The organism is Paenibacillus sp. JT31N17 (assembly GCF_056269255.1).
On the sequence record NZ_JBWDNP010000007.1, the window covers coordinates 265,192 to 282,367 of the forward strand.

Annotated in this window: 17 protein-coding genes; 1 reads left to right on the forward strand and 16 read right to left on the reverse strand. The window is 49.9% G+C overall.

Features of this window, described 5'->3' with window-relative positions; all coding sequences use genetic code 11:
- Positions 1-205: 205 nt before the first annotated feature.
- The 16 genes from AC0YOB_RS22825 to AC0YOB_RS22900 all read right to left on the reverse strand — a co-directional run bounded on the left by AC0YOB_RS22825 (position 206) and on the right by AC0YOB_RS22900 (position 16,695).
- Positions 206-364, reverse strand: coding sequence for a hypothetical protein (locus AC0YOB_RS22825; protein ID WP_475794709.1), 159 nt, complete (start codon positions 362-364; stop codon positions 206-208).
- Between the two features lie 127 nt (positions 365-491).
- Positions 492-1,235, reverse strand: a complete 744-nt coding sequence (locus AC0YOB_RS22830) for an SDR family oxidoreductase (RefSeq protein ID WP_475794710.1) — start codon at positions 1,233-1,235, stop codon at positions 492-494.
- Positions 1,236-1,475: 240 nt separating this feature from the next.
- The gene (locus AC0YOB_RS22835; RefSeq protein ID WP_475794711.1) at positions 1,476-2,063 is read right to left on the reverse strand and encodes a TetR/AcrR family transcriptional regulator; all 588 of its coding nucleotides are present in this window, start codon (positions 2,061-2,063) and stop codon (positions 1,476-1,478) included.
- A gap of 158 nt (positions 2,064-2,221) precedes the next feature.
- On the reverse strand, positions 2,222-2,968 hold the full coding sequence (gene uppS, locus AC0YOB_RS22840; RefSeq protein ID WP_475794712.1) for a polyprenyl diphosphate synthase: 747 nt from the start codon (positions 2,966-2,968) through the stop codon (positions 2,222-2,224).
- A 253-nt stretch (positions 2,969-3,221) separates the two neighbouring features.
- Positions 3,222-3,500, reverse strand: coding sequence for a hypothetical protein (locus AC0YOB_RS22845; RefSeq protein WP_475794713.1), 279 nt, complete (start codon positions 3,498-3,500; stop codon positions 3,222-3,224).
- 67 nt (positions 3,501-3,567) lie between these two features.
- Positions 3,568-4,314: a class I SAM-dependent methyltransferase gene (locus AC0YOB_RS22850; RefSeq protein ID WP_475794714.1), complete on the reverse strand. Its 747-nt coding sequence runs from the start codon at positions 4,312-4,314 to the stop codon at positions 3,568-3,570.
- 186 nt (positions 4,315-4,500) lie between these two features.
- Positions 4,501-5,799, reverse strand: coding sequence for an alpha-galactosidase (gene melA / locus AC0YOB_RS22855; protein WP_475794715.1), 1,299 nt, complete (start codon positions 5,797-5,799; stop codon positions 4,501-4,503).
- Between the two features lie 136 nt (positions 5,800-5,935).
- Positions 5,936-6,820, reverse strand: a complete 885-nt coding sequence (locus AC0YOB_RS22860) for a carbohydrate ABC transporter permease (RefSeq protein ID WP_475794716.1) — start codon at positions 6,818-6,820, stop codon at positions 5,936-5,938.
- A gap of 16 nt (positions 6,821-6,836) precedes the next feature.
- Positions 6,837-7,733 (reverse strand): ABC transporter permease, encoded by an 897-nt coding sequence (locus AC0YOB_RS22865; protein ID WP_475794717.1) that lies wholly within the window; start codon positions 7,731-7,733, stop codon positions 6,837-6,839.
- A gap of 38 nt (positions 7,734-7,771) precedes the next feature.
- Positions 7,772-9,439: an extracellular solute-binding protein gene (locus tag AC0YOB_RS22870; protein ID WP_475794718.1), complete on the reverse strand. Its 1,668-nt coding sequence runs from the start codon at positions 9,437-9,439 to the stop codon at positions 7,772-7,774.
- A gap of 254 nt (positions 9,440-9,693) precedes the next feature.
- Entirely contained in the window at positions 9,694-10,722 is a 1,029-nt protein-coding gene (locus AC0YOB_RS22875) for a response regulator transcription factor (RefSeq protein WP_475794719.1), read from the reverse strand.
- Positions 10,697-12,463, reverse strand: coding sequence for a sensor histidine kinase (locus AC0YOB_RS22880; RefSeq protein ID WP_475794720.1), 1,767 nt, complete (start codon positions 12,461-12,463; stop codon positions 10,697-10,699). The genes AC0YOB_RS22875 and AC0YOB_RS22880 overlap by 26 nt, the downstream gene beginning before the upstream one ends.
- A 329-nt stretch (positions 12,464-12,792) precedes the next feature.
- Entirely contained in the window at positions 12,793-13,380 is a 588-nt protein-coding gene (locus AC0YOB_RS22885) for a GNAT family N-acetyltransferase (protein ID WP_475794721.1), read from the reverse strand.
- A gap of 500 nt (positions 13,381-13,880) precedes the next feature.
- Positions 13,881-14,798 (reverse strand): oxidoreductase, encoded by a 918-nt coding sequence (locus AC0YOB_RS22890; protein ID WP_475794722.1) that lies wholly within the window; start codon positions 14,796-14,798, stop codon positions 13,881-13,883.
- A 425-nt stretch (positions 14,799-15,223) separates the two neighbouring features.
- A complete protein-coding gene (locus AC0YOB_RS22895; protein WP_475794723.1) occupies positions 15,224-16,021 on the reverse strand; it encodes a TrmH family RNA methyltransferase in 798 nt (265 codons plus the stop codon).
- A gap of 8 nt (positions 16,022-16,029) precedes the next feature.
- Entirely contained in the window at positions 16,030-16,695 is a 666-nt protein-coding gene (locus AC0YOB_RS22900) for a potassium channel family protein (protein ID WP_210038143.1), read from the reverse strand.
- Positions 16,696-16,781: 86 nt separating this feature from the next.
- Here AC0YOB_RS22900 and AC0YOB_RS22905 point away from each other — a divergent pair, with 86 nt between their 5' ends.
- Entirely contained in the window at positions 16,782-17,075 is a 294-nt protein-coding gene (locus tag AC0YOB_RS22905) for a small acid-soluble spore protein SspI (protein ID WP_379113916.1), read from the forward strand.
- The last annotated feature ends 101 nt before the right edge of the window (positions 17,076-17,176 follow it).

A 17,176-nucleotide genomic window follows, 5' to 3' on the forward strand; every position in this document is an offset into this window, starting at 1 on the left:
CTTTGCGGTCAACATTTGAACTGTGATTGTAGAATACCTGATACGACTTGAAGTCTATATGAGTCCGCGTTTTCCAACAAGCTGACTTTTTTGTATCGCCGGATGGGCATGCATTTGCACATTATTGCAATTATCAGGGCTCTGCAAAAGAGGGATAAATACGCTGAAACCCGCAGCACTGCAGCGTTTTCAGGTACACGACGGGTTAGAGGCCCGCTGCCCGCAGCAATCCCTTCCGGGTTGCCTGAAGCGATATGGAAAAATCGCCCCCTGCCTTATCAAAGGCGGGGACGATCCGGATGCTCGCGTCTGATGCGGTCTTATCGGCCGTATATCTGAAAGTCTGAAAGTTGTTCGTTCTCATTTCAAACGTCTCCTCTTTCTTTATATCCAATATTTTATCATATATGAGGTGCTCAAACCGCCGCTTATCCTATATGGCAAAAAAGGAGCCGCCGGCGGCAGCTCCTTCATCATGCTTTTGAATGATTTTAAATAAAGCCTCCATTGACACGAATGGTTTGTCCGGTAATCCACTGAGATTCTCCGCCTGCCAGGAATAACACGACATTCGCGACATCATCGGGCTCTCCCATGCGTCCGAAGGCGTTCGTTTTGCGGGTAGCATCAATTTGCTCCTCCGTTTTGCCAACGGTGAATAGCTCCGTATTAATCGGGCCTGGCGCAACCGCATTGATCGTGATCCCTTTGGGACCGAGCTCTTTGGCAAGCTGACGGGTAAACTGCTCCACGGCTCCCTTGGTTGCAGCATACACACTGTAAGTAGGGAACATCTGACCGACAACCGAAGTGGAGAAGTTGATAATACGGCCGCCGTGTTCCATATGTTTTGAGGCCTGCTGGATCGCAAAGAAGGTCCCTTTTACATTAATGGCAAACTGCTTGTCAAAATCCTCTTCCGTCATGCTCGCAATCGGTTTGGTTATCATAATGCCTGCGTTATTGACAAGAATATCGATTCGTCCGTAGACCTTCAATGTCTCCTCAAACAGCTTCTCCACTTCAGCTGCGCTGCTGATGTCCGCCTGGATGGCTGCCGCTTCCCCGCCGCTGTTCTTGATTCCGGAAACAACCTCTTCCGCTTTGCCCGGGCTGCTCGCATAGTTAACCACTACCCTGGCCCCGTTCCGTGCCAGCTCCTCAGCTATTTCACGCCCCATTCCTCTTGATGCGCCTGTGACTAACGCTACTTTGCCTGCAAGTTTATTTTCCATTATGATGAACCTCCCAATTTCTTGTTAAGTATTATGATGACCCAACTATACCTGGACAAACCGGTTCGCTTCATTTAAAAGTCGATACCGAATGTTCAACTCGTTCCTGTGCTTTGATTATATAATATCGAAAATCAATAATCAAGTGACATATTTTAATTTTTGTCATTTGTTTATCAGGGTAACAAAAAAGAGAAAGTCTTTCGGACGGTTAGCGTCAGAAGTTCTTCCTCTTGTATATCATCGAGTAATTCCCGAAAAGAGCAGGTCCCAGACGGCATCAAATTCCAGATCAATCGTGGAGAGCGACCATTCATAGGCATGAGCCGGATGATGAAAGCGTGAAGTCGCGATAAACATTGCATTGGCCATTGGCTCAGGCTCACCTGATTTAAACTCAAGGAGCTGCATCCCCCTCTCGATGATTCGGGAAACCTGAAGAATGAGGTTGTGGATATGGGACTTAATCATGTCTACAGATTCCAGGGTAACAGCTGTATACATCGCGAACATCTCCGGGTCATCCGCGGCGTATTTCCTTTTACTTTGTACCAGCGTCTCAAACCACATCCGCAAGCATTCAGCAGCTCCGGCTTCGGTTATTCCGGAGATCGTGGCCAGGGGATCGGATATCTGATGCAGCCAGCGCTCGGTTACGGCCTCCCGCAGAGCGGCTTTACTGGGAAAGTGGCGGTAGATCGTGCCATGACTGACTTGAAGCGCGCGGGCCACATCCACAACGGAGGTTTTGTCTGGTCCAAAGCGCCGCAGCACCTGCTCTGCCGCATCTAAAATCGTTTCTCTCGTTAATGGCAGATCATTTATCATATTCTAGTCGAAGAGCAAACAAATCCCGGTATAGGAGCCGGTTATATTTCCCTGCCCTTCTTCTCAACCTCCTTGTTTATATTACAACCAACCATAACATAACAATAATAAAGTATCAATATTGTTATTTTGTTATTCGCATCCTGTCTTTCATTGCTTCATGCATGCTGTTTACGGCACTGATAATCATAAATAGCCTTGTAAAACAGATACTCATTAAAGCTTGGCCACATCTCATCAGTAAACCATAGTTCGGACATCGAAGACTGCCAAAGCAGAAAACCGCTTAATCTCTTCTCCCCGCTTGTTCTGATGATAAGTTCTGGACAAGGGGATTTGGAGGTGTACAGGAAACGTTCGAATTCCTCTTCGGTAAGCTCATGTGCTCCGTCTTTCAAATACGACTTCATTGCATGAATTATTTCACTGCGTCCGCCGTAATTCACAGCAAAATTAACGGTCATATCCGTGTTCGATTTCGTTAGTGCGGCGGCGTGCCTCATCATATCCTGAGTTTCTGCTGAAAATCTGGAGATGTCGCCAATAAAGTTTATCCTGATCTTGTTTCTGTTCATTTCGTCCAATGTATCATCGGTTATAAATTCATGAATCAGACTGATAATATAATCAACCTCTGCCCTGGGACGCTTCCAGTTCTCCGTGGAGAAGGCATACAGAGTCAGAAATTCCACGTTGTTTTTCTTGCAAAAGCGTATGGTTCTTCTCATGGTCTGCATTCCTGCAAAATGTCCTGCCGTACGAGGCAATCCCCTTCGGGTTGCCCACCTTCCATTACCGTCCATCATAATCGCGATATGTCTTGGCAGCACGGCATTCCAATTAATTTTTTTCCTCCAAAACCTTGCTCGTACCGAATGATTTAAGCCAAAAAACAAGTTCCACACCGCCTTTTTGAATATACAGTTCTAGGGATTTACGCTCTTCAGCAGTAAACAAAATAAGAGGAGATGCTTATTCTCCTCTTGGTTTTTTCCCGCTATTTAATGTCTTACCAGAATAACCAACCGCTGGTTCGCTGATAATTGCGTAATAATTCATATTCTTCACGCAGGATCCTTGTGTGCTTCATTTCCAATTCATTTTACCATATTTGAATTCTTGTTTACTGCAGTGAATTTCCGATGAAAAGAGAGCAATTCATTTCTCTTGAAAGGACATCTCGGATTGCGTGATATGATAGCCGTTTTCATCATGTGTGATTACTTTTATATAGCTGCTGTTCGCATCAATTAACCATATCGTATCTTTATCGATTTGAACGGTTGAAATTTGGGAAGTCGCCGCCTGGCCGGGAATGCCAGTAAGATGGAGCGATCGAGTATTTTCAAATGAGGTCGTTAAACGGTTTACCGCCCAAACCGTTAAAATTGTAAGCCAGATCATCATCAGACCAAGAAATATATTGTTTTTGGACATATCATTTTCTCCTTCAACTGGAGAAGAGGAGGAAGCCAAGCGCTAATTTGCCCCTGCCCTCTTCGAATTATTTTCTGGCTACAATCATGAAGCGTTTGGAGTTGGTCTTGATTCCTTTACTGGTTTGGTTGTCATGAATGAATGCTTCAAGTATGGCAAAATCATCCGAGCCTTGACCGAAATTCGGAATGATCGGGGTATGCTTCAACAGGAACACCAGGTCTTCGTATGTTTTGTAATATTCCGATGCATCGAAGTCAAACGACTGGATATCGCTGAACCCGGCTTCACTCAATTCTGAACTATATATATTTTTCAGTGTCCCGTCCTGAGCCGCTTTCTGGCCTCTTCCAAACGCTTGGATGAGATTGAGCTTATCGTCTTCGCTTACTTGCTGGGTCAGGAAAACACCGCCACCTTCTAAAACCCTGGCAATTTCCTGTGCGGAAAAGGGCGCATGCCGGCAGGACACCACATTAAAAAATGCCGCAGGAAAATCGATTTTTTCAGCATTCATCGGCAAAATACGTACATTGGATGTCTTCGATTGTTCCAGGTTGGCAAGGGCAGCTTGAATCATGCCGGGCGAATCGTCAATTCCCACCAGGAGTGCGGCACAATCGGCTATCGATAAGAGAGCTTCCCCGCCGCCAGTCCCGATATCCAGCAGCAGGTCGGATTTCCTGCACCTCCGGGTAACCTCAGAATAAAAGTCCCATTTCACGCCCTCAGACACGCATTTCACCTTACTGAAATCCCAGCCGTTTAATTGTCCAACCCGATCGTAAAACTTCCTGTATTCCAACTCGTTCATAACGTTTCTCCGCCTTTTCAAATGAGATCAAAAACCGAGCTGCCGATATCCATTTTTTCCTCTTTCTGTATTCGAGTTTCCCTCAGCTTTTCCCTCCTTATCACGAGGCCGGCTTGGCTTCACATGAAAAAAAGCAGCCATCGTGCATAGGCACACGATAACTGCTTCTTTAGCAGGCTTCAGCTCTTACCGGTAATCCGGCAGAAAATGTTGATTTACTTCGAGCATTTCATCCACCAGAGCCTTAATTGTGTCGATCGGCAGCTCTGCGGAAGTATGCGGATCGAGCAGGGCAGCATGGTAGATGTGCTCGCGTTTGCGGGTTACGGCGGCTTCTATGGTCAGCAGCTGCATGTTGATGTTCGTCCGGTTAAGCGCAGCCAATTGGGGTGGAAGCGCACCGAACCGGGTCGGCGTCACGCCCTCCCCGTCAACGAGACAGGAAACCTCCACGCAGGCTTCCTCGGGTAGGTTCGAGATCAGGCCGCCTGTGTTCAGGACGTTGCCCGCGATTTTGAACGGCACGTTCGTCTCCATGGCCTCCATGATATAGGAAGCATATTCGTGCGTACGGACATGGGATACCGACGTGTTATGCACCAGATCATTCATCGCCTGCTCCCAATACGCCTTGCTGCTGCCTCCCCATCCCTTGAAATTTTCCGTAGGGACATTGTATTTTTCCAAAAGCTCCGGATACGCGTTTTTGATAAAATAAGGCACGTACTCGGCTCCATGCATGCTGGACTCGGTTACATAGTAGCCGAAGGTTTTCATCATTTCGTACCGGACCATATCGTCATGCGGTCCCGGCCGTGCGGCCGCCCGCCGTTTGATCTCCGGATAAAGGTCCTCGCCGCCCCTCGTAATATCCAGCAGCCAGGCTTGATGATTAATGCCGGCAATCCTCCAGCGCACATCTTCGGTACTCATACCCAGGCCTTCCAGAAGCTCCTTGGCACATACCTGCACGCTGTGGCATAGACCGACCGCCTTAATGCCGGTTTCCCTCAAGACGGCTCCCGTGAGAATCGCCATCGGGTTCGTGTAATTCAGGAACCAGGCGTCGGGACACAGCTCTTCCATATCCCGGGCGAATTCCAGCATGACGTCGATGGTCCGCAGCCCCCGGATGAGGCCGCCCATTCCCAGCGTATCCGCATAGGTTTGCTTCAAGCCATATTTGCGCGGGATCTCGTGATCGCTGCGGATGACGGGCTCGAAAGCACCGACGGAAATCGCGTTGATCACGTAGTTAGCTCCTTTAAGCGCTTCACGTCTGTCTGCATAAGCCTTGATGGTGGCCTTCCCGCCAAGATTCCGGTTCAAATTGACAAGCATCTTCTCCGATTCCTTCAAGCGCTCCAGGTCGATATCGTGCAGCGCGATATGCGCATCGGCAAGAGCCGGGGTGAGCATGCAATCCCCCAGCACGTTTTTGACGAAAATGGTGCTGCCTGCACCGATGAATGCGATTTTTGGCATGGCTTCTCTCTACTCCTTTTTTTGGTGTGCTCCTGCTAATTGTGTAAATAATATCTGTTCACCCGAGAGGCGCTCCAGTGCCATGTGATCTTCCGACCGCTGTTGTACACTTGGCATGGCGCTTGCGCTTGGGCGATTATCCCTTCACGCTTCCCATTACGATGCCTTCCGCGAAATATTTCTGCAGGAAGGGATAGACGAACAGGACAGGAAGCACCGCGACGAATACCTGAGCCGCCTTCGACGTCCGGTCGGAAACCTCCGCCCACTTCAAGACATCATTCGCCGTCATCAGCGATAAGTCGCGGTTGATGATAACGGTCTGAAGATAGCTTTGCAGCGGATAATTGTCCGGCCTGTTCATCAGAATCAACCCGTCGAACCAGGCGTTCCAATGCGTGACAATGCAGAACAACGTCAGTGTAGCGACCGCCGGAGCCGACAAGGGAACGGCAATCCGCCACAGCGCCTGCCATCTGCCTGCCCCGTCGATCTGTGCAGCCTGATCGATCTCATCCGGCAGCGACTTGAAGAAATTCAGCAGCAGGATGACGTTGAATATCGGCACCGCTCCGGGAAGAATAAGCGCCCAGAACGTGTCGATGATGCCTGTCATCTTGATGGTCATATACCAGGGAATCAATCCCCCGCTGAACAGCATGGTCAGGACGAAATACCAGGCATAGAGGTTCCGGAAACGGAATTCCCTGATCCCCTTCGATAACGGGTAGGCGATCAGTATCGTAAGCAGCATGTTCAGCGGAACGCCTACAGCCACCCTGCCCAGTGAAATAAGGAAGGCTTGCCCGAACTCGGGCTTGTTCAGGACAAAAGAATAGGATTTCAGGTTAAAGCCGACAGGCCAGAGACTTACCTTTCCCGATCCCACTGCGGCGCTGGAGCTGAACGAAATGGCAAGCACGTTCAGCAACGGAAACAGACAGGCCACGGCTACCGCAGTCAGGAACAAGTAGTTGAACGCGAGAAACGTCCGTCTGCCCATAGATGCGTGTTTATTCATGATCAACCCACTTCTCCTAGAAAATCCGATAGTTCGTCAGCCGGTAAGCGAGTACGTAGGACACGCCGATCATGACGAAGGAAACGACCGATTTAAACAAGCCGACAGCTGTTGCTACGCCGTAATTGGCATTTTCAAGGCCGATGCGAAAGACAAGCGTATCGATAATATCGCCTGTTTTGTAGACCTGCGGGCTGTACAGATTGAATACCTGCTCGAAGCCCGCATTGAGCACATTCCCCAGACTGAGCACCGACATAAGCACGATCATCGGCAGCAGGGCGGGCAGCGTCACGCTCACCGTCTGCCGGATTCTCCCTGCCCCATCAATTGAAGCGGCTTCATAGAGGGCCGGATTGATGCTGGTCAGGGCAGCCAGATAGACTATCGTTCCGTACCCGAATTCCTTCCAGACATCGGTCAGCGCCAGTGTGTAAGGGAACCAGCCGGGATCGCCCAGAAAATAAACGGAGGGAATGCCGAGCGAACCAAGCAATCCGTTGACAATGCCTGACGATGGAGAGAGGATATCAATCAGAATCCCGCTCAGAATGATCCATGACAGGAAATGCGGAAAATAAATAATCGTCTGCACACTCCGCTTGAACAGGCGGTGACGGGCTTCGTTCAGCAGCAGGGCGAAGGTGACGGGAACGATAATGCCCCCGATCATTTTCATCCCCGCGATGAAGAAGGTGTTGCCTAACACGCTTAACGTTCCGGGGAGATGCAGCATGTACTCGAAGTTCTTCCATCCAACCCATGGGGAATGAAACATCCCCTTGGACGGAACAAATCTCTCAAACGCCATTATGATCCCTGCCATCGGCACGTAGCTGTAGACGAGCACCAGGAGAAATCCGGGAAGAATCATCAGGTGAAAGGGCAGTTCCCGGATGGTCTTACGTTTCATTGCGTATTCGCCTCTTCCTTGCCGGAGGAAGCTCTCCCTTAGCGGGAGGCTTGCCAATCATTCACTTCTCCGGTAATCGTACTGCCGCCAAGCTCATCCCACTGCGTTACAAATTTATCGAACCCGTCGATGGAGCCGCCCATGATGATTTGGGTAAACACTTCAAGCTGCAGCTTCTGAAGCGTCGCATTGTTATCCGTCATTCCCTGCGTCGGAGCTCCGTAGTAGGCATCGTCGACAAGCCGGGATTTCTCGGAGTAGCCCTCGATAACCGCCAGTGCGCCTTCGGGACCGTACATCAGATTATTGCCCCACATCTTGTTGTCGCCTGCGCGGTAGGCCAGAATATTGTCATAGTAGCCCTTCTCTTCCGTATTCAGGGCAGAAGGATCCTTGGACTCCAGTGCCTTGACCACATTCAGATGAGCGTCCAGATTCTTGCGCGGCGCTTCGCCGTAGAGGAGCGCATATTCGAACAGCGCGATGTTGTTGCTCGAGCTGTACACATCCGGCTGTGCCGTTTTGCCCCAAAGCTTCTCGAAATCGAAATTCAGCAGCTTGACTGCGGCTTCCGGATTTTTGGCACCTTTTTTGACCACATAATACGTGCTGATGGCAAAAGGAACCTGTGCCTTGGCCGGCTGATCATCCGCCGAAACGATCGGAATCGGCTTCCATTCCATAGCGGGATCCACATTCTTGCCATCCTGGAGCCAGCCCGCATTCCAGAAGAAGCCGTAGAATAATCCCAGCTTGCCGGAATTGGCGGACTCGCTTACCTTCGTCGCATCCTTCGTGCCGAATTCCTTGTCGAGCAGTCCATTCTTGTACATTTCCTGCAGTTTCAGCAAAGCTGCCCTGGTCTCAGGCTGCACGCTTCCATAAACCAACTTGCCGGAAGCGTCCTTCACCCAGGTGTTGGGGTAGGAATGAAAACCGTTGAAGAAGCCCTGCATACCGGCGTAGAACCCGAAAATATCCTTGTTGATGCCCAGGCCGTAAGTATCCGCTTTGCCATTGCCGTCCGGGTCGTACTTGACGAAAGCCTCAGCGGTTTTGACCACATCATCCATTGTCTTGGGCTCTGGCAGCCCCAGCTTCTTCAGCCAATCGGTCCGCACCCACAAAATATGTGTTTGGCCAAGTCCGGAGGTCATGTTCGGGAGGCCGTACAGCTTGCCGTCGAAGGTCGCGGATTTGATGGCGTTGCCTCCATCCTGCGACATGATGTCCTTCGTAAGCCCGGATCCATATTGATCATAGAGGGAGGTCAAATCCTCCAGTGCATCGTCTTCGACAAGGCCCTTCAGCTGCGATGCGCTGACCGGCGTAATATCGGGCAGATCGCCCGAAGCGATGGCAATATTCAGCTTCTGGTCATATTGGGCGGTAGGCGTCGTCCATAAGTATTTGACTTTAACGCCCAGGTCGTTCTCATATGCTTTTGACCAGACGTTATTTTCAAGCGATTCTCCTTCATTGTACTTCGTTCCCTCGGTTATCCCCCGCACAGCCGTTATTTCAATCGGCGGATCATATTTGCCCAAAGGCTCTGCCGGAGCATCCGGTTTGGGAGTTTCATTAGTTGGTGCGTTCGCTTCGGGCGCCGCTCCTTCGTTATTCCCGTTGCCTCCGCTGCATGCGGCAAGCGTCAGGATGAGAATGACGGATAGTAAAAGCGCAATTCCCTGTTTTCGTTTTTTCATGATGAGGATATCACCTTTCCCCTTATCTATTTTCTATTGCACCATGATTATAGCAAACGCTTGCACAGCCCTGTGAGCGGCTCTGATTCTAAGTAAGTTCGAATATTTTCTTCTCATTGGAGCCTGGAGAAAATAATCGCCGCACCTTTTGAAGAAAATGTTCTCTCTCAGCTGCTGATTCATCATGAAAAAGCACAAAAACCCGATCGCGTTCAGGCCGAATGGCCGTGATCCGCTCGCGGGTTTGAATAGATTCAGGCTCGCTCCGCATGCCGCTGTCTGTATTCGCTTGGCAGCAGTCCGGTTTGTTCCTTGAATAATTTGCTGAAGTAACGCTGATCCGTAAAGCCGCATTTCTCGGCGATCCAATAGACGGGATGGTTCGTTGCAAGGAGCAGTTCCCTTGCCGCATGCAGGCTTGCGGCCTGCAGGAAGTGGCTGAACGTCAGCCGCGTAATACCGCGGAAGCTGGTGCTGAAATAACTTTTGCTCAGATTCACCAATTGGCTGATCTCACTCTGCTTCATATGCACGCCAGGCTGCTCCGTGATCAGATCAACCGCCTTGACGATTGAGCGTATGACATCCTCGGAATAGGCGGAGCTACGCAGCCATGCGGCCAACTCAGCGCGAAGCCGTAGCAGCCATACTGCTGTCTCCTCCCCAGGCGGACTGGACCATTTGTCCCAGCCGAACATCGGGAAGCTCCGCCTCCATCGTTCCATGGCGTCTAGCAGAATCGGCTGAAGCTCCGCAGCATCGCTTCCTTCCAGCTCCGCGACCGCATCCGCCAGCGCCTGGAAGCTACCGTCATCCATGACCCACAGCACTCCCGCCGCCCGCTCGGCTGCCGCCTTCCGCGCATGCGCAGGCTTCGTTTTGACAAGAGCGCTCCCTGGAAGATCCTGCCGGACAGCTCTGAGGATTCGCTCCATCGTGAGGTCCAGATCAATCTCCTCAAGCTGGGTTTTGACGATATAATCGACCGCTCCCATGCGGAGCGCTTCCTGGATGAAATCAAAATCCTGATGACAGGTCAGAATGACGACCTTGATTGCGGGATCGAGCTCCTGCGCTTGTCTGACCAGCTCCAGCCCTGACATCCCGGGCATCGTAATATCGGTCATCAGCAGCTGAACGGGATGCGACCGCAGAAACTCCATGGCCTTCTCGCCCGTCGCGGCTTCCCCTGCAATCTCAACTCCGAATTTATCCCACGGGAACATGAGCCGCATCCCTTTGCGCACCAGGCTTTCGTCATCCACGATCAGGGCCTGAATCAAGGACATCCACTCCTCTTAAGGTATCCGGGAGCCGAATGGCGATCGTCGTACCGATGCCGGCCCCGCTTTCAATCATCAGCTGCGCTTCTGCGCCATAATAGACGGATAACATTTTTTTCACATATCTTAAACCGATCCCAAGCCCCGACTTGTGCAGCTGGCCGTCACTTTCCTCCAGCATCTCCAGCAGCTTTTCCTCCGGCACTCCCTTGCCATTGTCTGTCACCCGCAGATAGAGCGCATGCTTCTCCCGGCTTATCGCAACCTCGATTTCACCTTTATCGTCGTTGTCGAAGCCGTGATACAGCGCATTTTCCACAAGCGGCTGAAGAATGAAGCGCGGAATCGGGACATCAAGGCAGTCCGGGTCTACGAGCAGCTTCACATTGAAGGAATGATCATACCGGATATTCTGGAGCTCGATATAATCGCGGACGGCGTCTACCTCTTCCTTCACGGTAACGATAATATTCTTCTTGCCCAGATTATAATGCAATACCCTCGTAAAAATCGATACGAGCCTCGCAATATTTGTCTGACCCTCCAATCTGGCCAGCCATTGAATCGTATTCAACGTGTTATGAAGAAAATGCGGATTGATCTGCACAAGCAGCTTCTCCACCTCGAGCTGGCCTCTTCGCTTCTCCTTGTCCTCCACATCCGAGATCAGCTCCGATATGCGCCGGCTCATTTGGTGAAAGTTAGCCAGTATGTGATTGAACTCCGCAAGCCCGGTTGCCGATACGCTCGTCAGAGACGGATTGTAGCTGAATCTCGTGATTTCCCTGTTGATGATGCGTATAGGTCTGTACACCATCCGCCAGATCAGCCAGGCGAGAACGATGCCCAGAATGAGCGAGAACGAAGCAAACAGGATAAACTGCGACAGCCATTTGTTCATCTCGCGGTTGTACGCATCCTTGGGAATAAGCTGGTATAGCGTCCAGCCCTGCCTTCCTGCAGCCTGAAAGGTCTGATACGTCCCTTCTGGCACAGCAAATGTTGCCCCGATATCAACCGACTCATCCGCCATATTGCTGAATGCAGCCTGCCCCGTCGGCGTGGTCAGCACATGATATACGGGATAATCCACCGTGGAATCCGGCTCGCCCGCCGCAGTGAACAGCGCTTCGAGTCCGACGACCTTCGTCTCAATATAGGCATAGATCGAGCGCCCATTCCCATATTCCAGCTTGCGGAGCAGAGAGAACACGAGCTCCTGCTGATTTCCTTGGTCCAGTGATTCATAAGGCCCATAATAAGTGAACAGCTTCTGCTTGAAGAACGCTTTCAGATTTTCCGGCTTGAAATTAATCTTCACACTGGCATTGGGAAATAATAAAGGCTCCGCCAGCTCCGGCGCATAATAGAACATAACCCCTAAATTGGGGTTGGAGAAATTCACGTTCGCTACGGACTGATTAATATTGCGGAACAGGATCGAGCGGTTGAACGAATCCTTGCTGGTAATGAACGTCACAACGTCCCGGCCGATCCCGCCCTCGATATCCATAAGCTGCGAAACCCTGCCGAGTTCGTCGAGCTTCCGTTCAAGCTCGTCCCGCTCCCGCTGCACCTTGTCCAGCCAATCCGCCTCGATCTTCTGGGTCTGCACAATATAGATCCACCGGTAAGAGATATATCCGGTCAGCAAAATAGGAATGATCGTCGCGATCGTCAAGATAATGGCCAGTCTGCCCTTAAGTGACCTGATCAATGAAAAGCGGTGGTCCTGTTCCATGCGCCAGGCGCCTCCAATGCGATGAGTGTAAAGAACAGGATTATCTTATCACAAGGGTGGTGGGTAATGCAGTGTGGAACTTTTAGCATGAATTTTTGCAGCTGAATTGTTTCATGGTGATTATTGTTTCCGGCACACCGAAAAACCCGCCGTGTGAGGTCGGGCTTTTTAGTGTGGAGGCAAGGGATAGAATTGGATAAAATGACCCGAACGCTGCTTGCGCAGCATCGGAAGCGCCGCTCGTACGTTTACGACACCGAAGAGGTTCGTCTCGATCTGGGCGAAGGTCCTCCTTCATTTCTTCAATCGGAGCACTATTGGCATAACAATCACGGCTTTGCCTGGTTCAAATGTTTCATCGCCGTCTTCCCGGGATCCCATAATTCACGGGTAATACTGTATATATTATGATGCTCCCACTTTCCATTAATTTTCAAATAATATTCTGAGAAACCTTCATAACGAAATCCTGCCTTCTCAAGAACCCGAATGGATCCCACGTTCCTGGGCATAACGGCGCCTTGTACCCTATGTAATGCAGCGTGCTCGAATGCAAACCGGACAGCCAAATAAACGGCTTCGGTAGTTAATCCCCGTCCGTTACATGCTTCATCCAGAAAATAACCAATTGTACAACTTTCCCATGCGCCAAGAACAACGTTGCTTAAATTAACCCTTCCGATCAAGCGACTATTGTCATTTAAGAAGATTCCAAAACCATATCCAGATCCGTTCTCCCAGCTTTGATGCACTTTTTCAAGTAATTCTCTTTGTCCTGCCGGGCTATAGTGAGAATCCGTATTGATAGGTTCAAATGGCTGAAAAAACTGTCGATTTCGAATGCGCAGATCAAGCAAGGAATTCATGTCCTCCATTTGAAGTCGACGAATAAAAATTTCTTTAGAGCTAAGCTGCATGTTATCCCTCCTATCAATATCATATCACTCAAATAGCCTTCCCGTTATACTGCCCGCATATGAAAGAAAGGATGCTGCGCGGCACCCCCTTGGAGCTGAAATTCCGATCTTCGGTACCTGCACATTCTTGAAAAAACAATCCCAAACGTGTTCGGAATTACAATTCCTGTGAGTTATAAGATCATTTATGACAAAAACAGCCCCTTCTAGATGGACCGACTCCTCTGAAATAGTCGGCCACTGAACGGATTGTCTGCTCGCGGCAAAAAGCCTGGCTGCCCTGGAGTTCTGGACAACCGGCTTTATTCGTCGGGTCATCTTCAAGCGCTGCTCGTACCGGGCAGAGTCGGTGGCCGCAACACTTGTAAGTTTATCCGACTCGGATTTCATTTTAACTACTAGCGATCCTACAGCTCCGGACGCATCCACCATAACATTGGCAGTTCCAGCAAATTCAGTTATGGCCGTTAGTCTTGCCGTATTTGCCGGTTAAACTCTCTTTAAGATAAATACGAAATACCTGTAAGGGACTCCGACACGTCCCACAACTGTTTGGTAATCTGCGGATCATATAATTTCAGAACGGACGTGTCCACCTTCGGATACCCTTTATTTCCGCCTTTTCCGTCCGGACCAATGTATTCGCCTCCCTTGAGTATGGGATAAGTTGCCGCATACAAGGTCGGTAAAGCACCCATCTCCGCGGATTGCGGGGCTAAGAGTGCCTTTACAATTTTCATCAGGGGTCCTGTTTTTTCGGATCCTAGCGAGAACAGATTGGTATTCGCTCTTCCCGGGTGGCTGCCCAGACTGATGGTATTCGAGCCGTTTGCCCTCAATCGTACATTCAGCTCTTGGGCAAATAATAAATTGGCTAGCTTGCTTTGACCATAGAATTTCACTCTGTTGTAGCCATTGCTGCCATCGAGATTATCGAAATTAATTTTGGCTCCTCTTATAGCGGTACTGCTTAGAGTGACGACGCGAGAAGAAGGGATATGACTCATCATCGGCAACATAAGTCCAGTAAGCGCGAAATGACCGAGATGATTACTGCCGAACTGGAGCTCGAAACCATCCTTGGTTTTTTGAAAAGGCGGAGTCATGACGCCGGCATTATTGATGAGAAGATTGAGCGAATCATAAGATTGCTTATACTCTTGGGCAAATCGGCGGACACTGGAAAGATCGCTAAGGTCCAGCTTCATCATTTTCAGCGATGCGTTCGGATACTCTTTTTTAAGTTGTCTGGCGACCACCTCTCCTTTTTCTAAATTTCGAATGGCAAACACCACCTCAGCGCCTTTCGAGGCAAAAGCCCGGGCGGTTTCATAACCGATACCGCTGCTCGCGCCGGTAATCACCACTCTCGTCCCTTGTTGGTTCGGCATTTTTTCGGCTGTCCAAATGCTTTCCACAATGATTCCCCCCGTGATATTATTAATTCAACTATCGTTGTTTATTTAACTTATGTTGATTATTATATCGGATTGACAAGCTAATTCAATCGCTAATCAATGCAGTTTTGTTTCATATCCAACAACTGCGCCGGAAGTGTTCAATAATAAAAAAAAGGAGTCCCCTAAAGGCTCCATCTTTCGGCCGGATGCTGGTGTATGAATATATGAAATTTACATTTTTAGCAAATAATCATCGTGTTTCCAAAATCGATAAACTTCACTATAAAAAACTCACATAAACCAAATGGCAGCAAACCCTTGTAATACAAGGATCTGCTGCCATCCAGCCGTTTCATTTTGATGTTATAAACAGTCGCAAACTATCTTATAAATCAGTCTCCATTTTACCTTATAATTCACAGCGGACAGGAATTATTATTTGTTTAAAATTCCCGCTGTCTCAGCGTCTCATACAGCAGCACCGTGGCGGCCATAGCTACGTTCAACGACTCCGATTGCCCGCGCATGGGAATAATTACGCTGGCGCTGACCGATTCAAGCGCAAGCGGCGACAACCCGTGCGACTCGCTGCCCAGCAGCAGCCAGGTCGCCACCGTCCAGTTATGGCTGTAGCAGCTCTTCTCCGCCTGCAGACTGGTGCCAACCAGCTGAATTCCTCTGCTTGCCGCCTCCGGCAGATAGTCCGACAGGCTTCCTTCAATAATAGGCAAATGAAACAACGAGCCCATCGTGGAACGGACGGTCTTGGGATTGTATAAATCCACACTGCCATCGCCTATCAGCACCGCATCCGCTCCCACTGCATCCGCGCTCCGGATAATGGTCCCGACATTGCCGGGATCGCGGACGCCGTCAAGCACCACAACCAGCGAATGCTCCCGGTATAAAGCGGACAAGTCGGGCTTTAGCTTGGCAACGATGCCGAATACCGGCGGCGGGCTGTCGGTTCCCGTGCATTTGGACATAACTGCGGAAGAAGCGGCAATCAGCTCGCAGCTGCTTTGTTCCAGCAGCTCCAGAAGCTCGGCCGGGATGCCGCGTGCAGCATCATAGACAACCTTCAGGACGTCAGCGCCGGCAAGCAGCGACTCCTGGACTAGATGAACACCCTCAACCAGAAAAGCATCGCTGCGGTCACGATGCTTCTTGTCCAGCAAGGCGGCCATCGCCTTCACGGTATCATTTTGTATGGAAGTAATATGGGATATTGGTTTATTCACAGATTGTTTCAGCCTTCCGCATATACGATTTCAAGATCTGTCAAATCCTGATTTTTACCGACGATAACCAGAATATCGTTGTCCTTTATAATATCGTCCGCATAAGGAGATATATTCATGTGATTATCGGTTTTTATCGCCAGCACATTGCATTTATATTTAGCCCGGATATCCAGCTGCTTCAGGTTTTTCCCAACCGCTTGGGCAGGCGCCTTCATCTCGACAATGCTGTAGTCATCCGACAGCTCGATAAAATCCAGAATATTGGGCGAGATCAGATGATGTGCAACCCGAAGGCCCATATCCCGTTCCGGAAAAATAACCTTGTCTGCGCCAATTTTACTGAGCACCTTGCCGTGCAGCTCATTTTGCGCCTTGACGATCAGCTTGGGCACGCCCAGATCCTTCAAGATCAGGGTGGTCAAAATGCTCGCTTGGATATCCGCTCCAATCGCGACGACAACCACGTCAAAGTTGCGGATGCCAAGCGCCCGAAGCGCGTCCTCATCCGTCGTATCCGCAGAAACGGCATGAGTCACTATACTCGCGACATCCTGTGTTTTTTGTTCATCAGAATCGATGGCCAGCACTTCAAAACCCAGATTGGACAAAGCGCTGGCGACACTTGAACCGAAACGTCCCATTCCAATGACTGCAAATTGCTTCTTCGCCAAAAGTCCGCACACTCCTTGTATTCAGGTGAACACACTTTTCTTATTATACCACAGCTTTCCTCTATATCCGATACGAGGGAGGCGGGATGAAACCAGACGCTGCGGGATATATTAAACCCGAAATCGATAATGGAGGGATCCCCTTGAACATACTTGATTTGCGTCAGGCCATCGTCCAGCGCGTTCATGACAAAACAGGTGAAGAATTGACAGAAGTCATCGAAGGGTCCATCGGCACCGATGAAAAGGCGCTTCCAGGTCTTGGCGTCCTGTTCGAAATGATCTGGAAGAACAGCCCTTCTCCCGATCAGAACCGAATGGTGCAAACCTTATATAACCATCTGCGTTCCGCAGAGAATGCTCCTCCAAGTCCAAGTTAAGGAACGAATCTTAGTCTCATATCCGGTGTTTTCTGTTGCCCGTAAAACGGAATTGATTCCTAATCCTTCTTCATGACGGGCCGCGCCGGCTATTATTCTTT